The sequence below is a fragment of the Actinomadura logoneensis genome (assembly GCF_003428695.1).
Taxonomy (GTDB): domain Bacteria; phylum Actinomycetota; class Actinomycetes; order Streptosporangiales; family Streptosporangiaceae; genus Spirillospora; species Spirillospora logoneensis.
In genome coordinates this window covers 1-7,174 of record NZ_QURH01000916.1, presented here as the reverse complement: position 1 = coordinate 7,174, position 7,174 = coordinate 1, and the positions used below count along the sequence as shown (strand labels likewise).

The following is a 7,174-nucleotide window of genomic DNA, read 5'->3' as shown; positions in this document are numbered from 1 at the left end:
CGCCGGGCCGCCGCGCGGGGGCGCTTCGGACGGCGCCGCCGGCGTGGGTGGAACGGGCGGTTCCGGCGGCGTCGGCCGGGCCGTGCGCGGCGGTTCCGTTCCGGTGCCGGCGGTGGCGGCGGATTCCCCTCGTACCGGGAATGCGGCGCGTGAATTGCCCGGGGCCTTGGACGATTCCGCGCCGGGGAACTCAGACGTCATCGCGGTCCTCCGCGAGCAGGCCGACGATTTCCCGGACCCGCAGCCGTGCCAGTGCCAGATTCCCGCTCTCGCGGTCGAGGACGAGGTGCAGGAAGAGCTGGGTGTCGAACGTCCGGCCGACGGAGGCCAGCAGGTGGTACCCGGACGTGGCCGAGACGATGATCTCCTGGATGTCGTCGCCGGTCGGCGAGGCGCTGAGCGCCGGGCTGGCCAGCGCCGCCCGGACGACGTCGGTGGTGCCGGCCGCGTCCTCGTGCGGGTCGAGCGCTCCGGCGCCCCCGGACGCGGCCACCGCCAGGCCGGTGGAGCAGTCGACCAGGGTCGCGCCGCGCGCCCCCGGAATCGTCATGATCTGCTCCATGCGGCCGTTGATGCCCACCGCGCCCCCTTTTGTGAGTGCGTGTTCGGAGTCTCGACCGTACGCGTCAGATAAGGCAGGGAAGGTGTTGTTTCGGAGCCAATCCGTGCACTTTTCCCGGGGCGGATATCCCTCAACGATGGAACGCTTCAAAGAGGAGACATACCGCTCGGTATAAACGACAGGGGACGAGAGAGGCGGACGCTGGGCGCACAAAGCCGGATACCGGGCGTCGCGAAGCGGCCATCCGGCGGTCGCCGAAAGGGGCGACCGGAACGGCCGGATCTCGCCGAAGGGGTGGACGTCGGCGCCCTCAGGCGTATGCTCGCAAACGAGTACTCGTCCACGAGTACTCGCAGACGAGTAGCGAAGGGCGTCAGGCGGGGGCCGGCCGGACGCCTGCGTCCCCTGATGGGAGGTGGCCGCGGTGGCGAAGCGGCGCAAGGTCGCCAACCTGCTGGCGCTCCCGGTGCTGAGCGCGCTCGCCGAACGCCCGATGTACCCCTACGAGATCGCCTCCACGCTGCGGCGCCGCGGCAAGGACGCCGCCGTGAAGATCAACTGGGGGTCCCTCTACACGGTCGTCCGCAACCTGGAGAAGCACGGGATGATCAAGGCGACCGGTACCGTCCGGCAGGGCAACCAGCCGGACCGGACGGTCTACGCGATCACCCCCGAGGGCCGCGCCGAGCTCAACGACTGGCTGCGCGAGCTGGTCGCCGTCCCCGAACGCGAGTACCCGCGCTTCGAGGCCGCGCTCTCCGACGTCGCCGTCCTGCACCCGCGCGAGTTCACCGCACTGCTCCGCCGCCGCCTGGAGGCGCTCGAGGCCGAGCTCGCCGAGCAGGACCGGCAGCTCGCCGGGCTCCGCGCCTGGCTGCCGGAGTTGCTGATCATCGAGGCTGACTACCACCGCACGCTGAGCGCCGCCGAGGTCGGCTGGGTGCGGACGCTGCTGGCCCGCCTGGAGGACGGCTCCATGCCCGGGCTCGACGCCTGGGCCCGCTTCCACGAGACCGGCGAGGTCCCCCAGGAGATCGACTGGCTCCGCGAGCAGGAGCGGCGGGACACCGCCGAGCAGGCCGAGCACCCCGCTTACCCCGAGCACCCCGAACGGCCCGCTCCCGAGACCGACCGGACCGGAAAGAGCGGACGCGCGCAGCGTCCGCCCCGGGACGGCCGCGACAGCGCGTCACGACACGAGGAGGCCGACTGACCACGCCCCAGTAGGCCGCCGGACAGACACCGGCGGCCCGACGAAGCCGAGGGCCCCGGCCGGTGCGGCAACACCGGGCCGGGGCCCCGAGACCAGAACGCCGATCCGCGGCAACGGAACCAGCGACCTGGGCGACACCACAAGGTTAGCCGGACTCTCCCCGCCGCCGATCGGCCCGTCACCGATCCCACGAACCGGGAGAGCCCATGACCACCGACCCGTGCGCCGTGCGCGCGCACGACCTCGGCAAGACCTACTCCGTCCGCGGCGTCAAGGGCGGCGTCCGCGCCCTGGACGGCCTGGACGTCACCGTCGACCGCGGCATCGTCTTCGGACTGCTCGGCCCCAACGGCGCGGGCAAGTCCACCGCCGTCAAGATCCTCACCACCCTCACCCGTCCCGACCGGGGCGCCGCCGAGATCGAGGGCGTGGACGTCCTGCGCCGCCCCGACCGGGTGCGCCGCCTCATCGGCGTCGTCGCGCAGCGCTCCGGCAGCGACCCGCGCGCCACCACCCGCGAGAACCTGGTCCTGCAGGCCAGGATGCACGGCATGTCCGGACCCGCCGCCCGCGCCCGGACCACCGAACTGCTCGACCGGTTCGACCTCTCCGAGGTCGCCGACCGGCTGGTCAGGACGCTCTCCGGCGGCACCCAGCGCCGCCTGGACGTCGCGCTCGGCCTGGTGCACCGGCCCGCCGTGCTGTTCCTGGACGAGCCCACCACCGGCCTCGACCCCGAGGCCCGGACCGCGATGTGGGCCGAGATCCGGCGGCTCGCCGGACGGGACGGCCTCACCGTCGTCCTCACCACCCACTACCTGGAGGAGGCCGACCGGCTCGCGCACCGGCTGGCGATCGTCGACCGCGGACGCGTCGTCGCCGGCGGCACCCCCGACGAGCTCAAGGGCGAGCTGCGCGGCGACGCCGTCCATCTCGACCTGCCGGCCGGGACCGTCCCCGCCGAGGTCCGCGCCGTGCTGGAGGCGCTGCCCGCCGTCCGGGAGGTGCGCGTCGCCGGCGGCGGCGTCAGCGCCCGCAGCGACAACGGCCCCGCAGCCGTCCCCACCGTGCTGGCCGCGCTCGAACGGGCGGGGATGCCCGCCGCGGCCGTCACCGTCGCCCGCCCGTCCCTGGACGACGTGTTCCTGCGCTACACCGGCCGCCGCTACACCCCCGGCGACCTTCCGGGCACCCCGGGAAGCCCCGGCACCCCTCCCGCCGCCACCTCCCCCGTCCCGGCCTCCGGCGCGGCGGCGGGAGAAGGCCCGGCCGACCAGTCCACCCCCTCCGCCAGTCGGGAGGCCGCCCGATGACCGCCACCCCGCTCTCCGCCCCCGCCTCCCGCGCCCTCGCCGTGCCGCGCGTGCTCGCCCACACCTGGTTCCTCACCGGGCGGCGCCTGCACGCGCTGGTCCGCCAGCCCGCGTTCGTCGCCGCCAACCTCGTCCAGCCAGCGATCTGGCTGTTCCTGTTCGGGTCGCTGTTCCGCCGCGTCGTGGACATCCCCGGCTTCGGCCACGGCTCCTACCTGGGGTACCTGGTGCCCGGCGTGATCGCCATGAACGCGATGAACGGCAGCATGTGGGCCGGGGTGGCGATGATCGAGGAGATCGACCGGGGCACCCTGAACCGGTTCCTGACCTCACCGGTCAGCCGGGTGGCGCTGATGACCTCCGGCGTCGCCGACCAGGCCGTCACGACCGGCCTGCAGTCCGCGGCGATCCTGCTCCTCGGGCTGCTCGGCGGGGCCCACTATCCCGGCGGCGTCGCCGGTTGCGCGGTGGTCGTCGCGGCGGGCGCGCTGCTCGGCACGGTGTTCGGCGGCCTGTCCAACGCGATGGGCATGACCCTGCGGCAGCGCGAGGCGATCATCGGGTTCAACGTGCTGTTCATGCTGCCGCTGACCTTCCTGTCCTCGGCGTTCATGCCGACCGCGCTGATGCCGCACTGGATGCGCGTCGTCACCGCGTGCAACCCGCTGGACTGGGCCGTCCGCGCGGGCCGCTCGGCCCTCGCGGGCGAACCTGACTGGGGCGCGGTCCTGGCGCGCGGCGGCGGGCTGCTGGCCCTGGCGGTGGTGTGCGTCGGCATCTCGGTCGCCACGTTCCGCTGGTACCAGAAGTCCGTCTGACGCGCCGCGGGGTGGTGGCCCGGACCTGCTCCGTCCGGGCCGCCACCCGTGCTCATCCGGCCGCCACCCGTGCTCGTTCGGGCGGCCACCCGGCGTCCGGGCAGGTCGCCTACTCTGGCACGGGACGGAAGGGGGCCGTGGATGAGCGACCTGCTGCGCACCGGGCGCGCGATGGCGGTGGCGACCGTCGTGTCGCGGATCACCGGGTTCGTCCGGACGCTGGTGCTGGCCACCGCGCTCGGCCTCGGCACCCGGCTCCTGGACGCCTACACCGCCGCCAACATCACCCCCAACACGATCTACGAGCTGGTGATGGGCGGCGCGGTCGCCAGCGTCGTCGTCCCGCTGCTGGTCCGCCAGGCGTCCCGGCCCGGCCGGGAGCAGGAGGCCGACCTGTACGCCCAGCGGCTGCTGTCGCTGGTGGTGTACGGGCTGGGCGCGGTCGTGATCGTCGCCGTGGTCGCCGCGCCGCTGATCGTGTCCGCCACCGTCTCCGGCTTCCCGCCGCCCCAGCGGAACCTGGCCGTGCTGTTCACCCGGTTCTTCATGCCGCAGATCCTGTTCTACGGCGTCAGCGCCACCCTGGCGGCCGTCCTCAACGCGCGCGGACGCCTCACCGCGCCGATGTGGGCGCCGGTCGCCAACAACCTCGTCGTGATCGCCACCGGGCTGGCGTTCGTCCTGGTCGGCGGCGCCGGACGCGTCGAGTCGCTCACCACCGCGCAGACGCTGCTGCTGTCGATCGGGACCAGCGCCGGGGTCGCCGCGCAGATGGCCGTCCTCGCCGTCGCCGGGCGCCGCGCCGGGTTCCGGCCGCGGCTCCGCGCCGACCCGCGCGGCATCGGGGTGCGGCGCATCGCGGCCATGGCGGGCTGGACGGTCGCGTCCGTCGCCGCCGCGCAGGCGGTCTTCCTGGTGTGCACGCGGCTCGTGTCGCACGCCGGGGAGGGCATGCTCGCGGTCTACGGCAACGCCTCCACGATCTTCCAGCTGCCCTACGGGGTCATCGCCGTCACCGTCATCACCGGGGTGCTGCCCCGGATGAGCCGGGCCGCCGGGCGCCGCGACCTGGCGGGCGTCACCTCCGACCTGTCGCAGGGCCTGCGGCTCACCGCGGTGGCGCTGGCACCGGTCGCGGCGGCGCTGGTCGTGCTCGGTCCGGCGCTGACGACGCTGATGTTCGCGCACGGCAGGACCTCGCCCGAGGCCGCCCGGCTGACGGGGTTGACCCTCGCCGCCTACGGTCCGGCGCTCGTCCCGTTCGCGGGCTACCAGATCATGCTGCGCGCGTTCTACGCGCTCGGTGACACCCGCACGCCCGCCCTGATCAGCGTGGGCGTCTCGGCGGTCACGGCCGCCGCCGCGCTGGGCACCGCGCGGTTGACCGGCGGGCCGCGGCTGCCGGTCGCGCTGGCCGCCTGCACGGTCGTCGCCTACACCGCGGGGCTGCTGGTCACGGCCGTGCTGCTGCGGCGCAGGCTGGGCCGGGTGGACGGGCACCGCCTGCTCGACACGCACCTGCGCTCCCTGGCCGCCGCGACCGCCGCCGGCCTCGTCGCGGCCGTCGTCGCCCGGACGGTGGACGGCTCGCTCGGCACCGCGACGGCGGACGCGGCGCTGGTGGTCGTCGCCGCGTCCGCCGCCGGCGGTGCGCTGTACGTGCTGGTGGGACGGATGCTCGGCGTCGCGGAGCTGCGCACCCTGACCTCCGCGCTGCGGCCGGGCTGACCGCGCGGGGGTGTGCATCGCCCGCGCCGGGCTGCACAATGGCCGGGTGGACGAGCTGGTGGAGTTCCTGCGGGCACGCATCGCCAAGGACGAGCAGATCGCACGCGCCGGTTCGGGCGCGGCGTGGCGGCCGTCCCCGCCGGGCTCGGTCAGCCTCGACGCCTCCGCGAACGACCGCACGCCCCATGACGGCACGTCCCGCGACCGCGCGCCGTCCGCCGCCGCGGGCCAGGGAGGCTCCAGGACGACGCGGTCGCAGGCGCCGGGCGCGGAGCGTCCGGGCTTCGTCGCGCAGGCGGAGAACGAGAGCTACGCCGAGCACATCGCCCGGCACAGCCCGGCCCGCGCGCTGCGCGAGGCGGCGGCCAAGCGCCTCATCCTCGACGAGTACGTCAAGGCCGCGTGGCTCATGTCGACCGGCCACGGCGGGGAGGCCGCCGAGGCCGCCCAGGCCGTCCGGCTCGCCAGGCTGCGCGCGCTCGCGTCCGCCTACGCCGACCACCCCGCCTACCGCCACGAGTGGGGCATCTGACCGGCCCGTCCGGCAGCGGAGGTCGCTGAGCGGATCGGCCACCTCCAGGACTGCAAGTCCTTGGCCGTAGGCCGTAGGCGCGGACGGCCGGACGGTCAGGAGGCGCCGCCGCCCGGACGGCGGGAACGCGGCGCGGCGCGCAGGTGGAAGCGCTCGCCCTGGCGGCCGAACAGGCTCAGCAGCTCGACCGGCTGGGCGTTCGCCGGACCGAACCAGTGCGGCAGCCGGGTGTCGAACTCGGCGGCCTCGCCGGGCGTCAGCTCCAGGTCGTGGTCGCCGACGACGAGCCGGAGCCGTCCCGACAGCACGTACAGCCACTCGTAGCCCTCGTGCGTCACCGGGTTCGGCTCGCAGCGGCCGTCCCCCGGCAGGATCGTCTTCCACGCCTGCAGCGGCCCGGGGTGCGTGGTCAGCGGGATCACCGTGCGGTCGCCGCCGTCGCGCGGGGTCAGCCGGACGCGCGGGTCGCCGACCTCGGGCGCGCCGACCATCTCGTCCAGGGGCACCTGGTAGACCTGCGCGAGCGGCAGCAGCAGTTCCAGGCTGGGGCGGCGCTGCCCCGACTCCAGCCGGGACAGGGTGCTCTTGGAGATGCCGGTCGCCTCGGCGAGCGCCCCGAGGGTGATGCCGCGCTCGGCGCGCAGTCTCCGCAGCCGGGGCCCGACCTCGGTGAGGGCGCGGTCGATCGCGGACGACGGGTCGCCCGGGGCGGCACGGTCCGCCGCGGCACGGTCCGCTGCACCACGGGTCGAGGTGTCGCCGGTCGATGCGGGGGTGCGCGGATGTTCCATGCCCCCATTCCACCCACTGTTTCCCGGAATTGGCAACATTAGTTGCCGATGTCACTTCCCCGGACGCACTGTGGCGGCGGAGGTGACCGAATGAACCAGAACATCCCCTGGAACGAGAACATCCACGACGTGGTGGTCGTCGGCGCCGGCGCGGCCGGGCTCAGCGCCGGGCTGGTGCTGGCCCGCGCCCGCCGCCGCGTCGCGATCCTGGACGGCG

General features: G+C 74.7%; 8 protein-coding genes. 6 read left to right on the top strand and 2 right to left on the bottom strand.

From position 1 onward, the window contains the following. Positions 1-190: 190 nt before the first annotated feature. A complete protein-coding gene (locus DZF91_RS30920) occupies positions 191-580 on the bottom strand; it encodes a hypothetical protein (RefSeq protein WP_235834677.1) in 390 nt (129 codons plus the stop codon). 406 nt (positions 581-986) lie between these two features. Between DZF91_RS30920 and DZF91_RS30915 the strand changes: the two genes are divergently transcribed. The 5 genes from DZF91_RS30915 to DZF91_RS30895 all read left to right on the top strand — a co-directional run bounded on the left by DZF91_RS30915 (position 987) and on the right by DZF91_RS30895 (position 6,166). Further along, positions 987-1,775, top strand: coding sequence for a PadR family transcriptional regulator (locus DZF91_RS30915; RefSeq protein WP_117360613.1), 789 nt, complete (start codon positions 987-989; stop codon positions 1,773-1,775). Between the two features lie 206 nt (positions 1,776-1,981). Further along, positions 1,982-3,088 (top strand): ATP-binding cassette domain-containing protein, encoded by a 1,107-nt coding sequence (locus DZF91_RS30910; RefSeq protein WP_117360611.1) that lies wholly within the window; start codon positions 1,982-1,984, stop codon positions 3,086-3,088. Next, positions 3,085-3,906 carry an ABC transporter permease gene (locus tag DZF91_RS30905; protein ID WP_199487011.1) on the top strand — a complete coding sequence of 274 codons (822 nt, stop codon included), beginning with the start codon at positions 3,085-3,087 and terminating at the stop codon, positions 3,904-3,906. The genes DZF91_RS30910 and DZF91_RS30905 overlap by 4 nt, the downstream gene beginning before the upstream one ends. 141 nt (positions 3,907-4,047) lie before the next feature. Then, positions 4,048-5,634, top strand: coding sequence for a murein biosynthesis integral membrane protein MurJ (gene murJ / locus DZF91_RS30900; protein ID WP_117360610.1), 1,587 nt, complete (start codon positions 4,048-4,050; stop codon positions 5,632-5,634). A 46-nt stretch (positions 5,635-5,680) separates the two neighbouring features. Continuing rightward, a complete protein-coding gene (locus DZF91_RS30895) occupies positions 5,681-6,166 on the top strand; it encodes a DUF6221 family protein (protein ID WP_147341471.1) in 486 nt (161 codons plus the stop codon). Between the two features lie 95 nt (positions 6,167-6,261). Here DZF91_RS30895 and DZF91_RS30890 read toward each other — a convergent pair whose 3' ends face one another. Further along, entirely contained in the window at positions 6,262-6,957 is a 696-nt protein-coding gene (locus DZF91_RS30890) for a helix-turn-helix domain-containing protein (protein ID WP_117360608.1), read from the bottom strand. 48 nt (positions 6,958-7,005) lie between these two features. Here DZF91_RS30890 and DZF91_RS30885 point away from each other — a divergent pair. Then, a partial coding sequence (locus DZF91_RS30885; RefSeq protein WP_328589242.1) for an FAD-binding protein occupies positions 7,006-7,174 on the top strand: 169 nt, incomplete at its 3' end.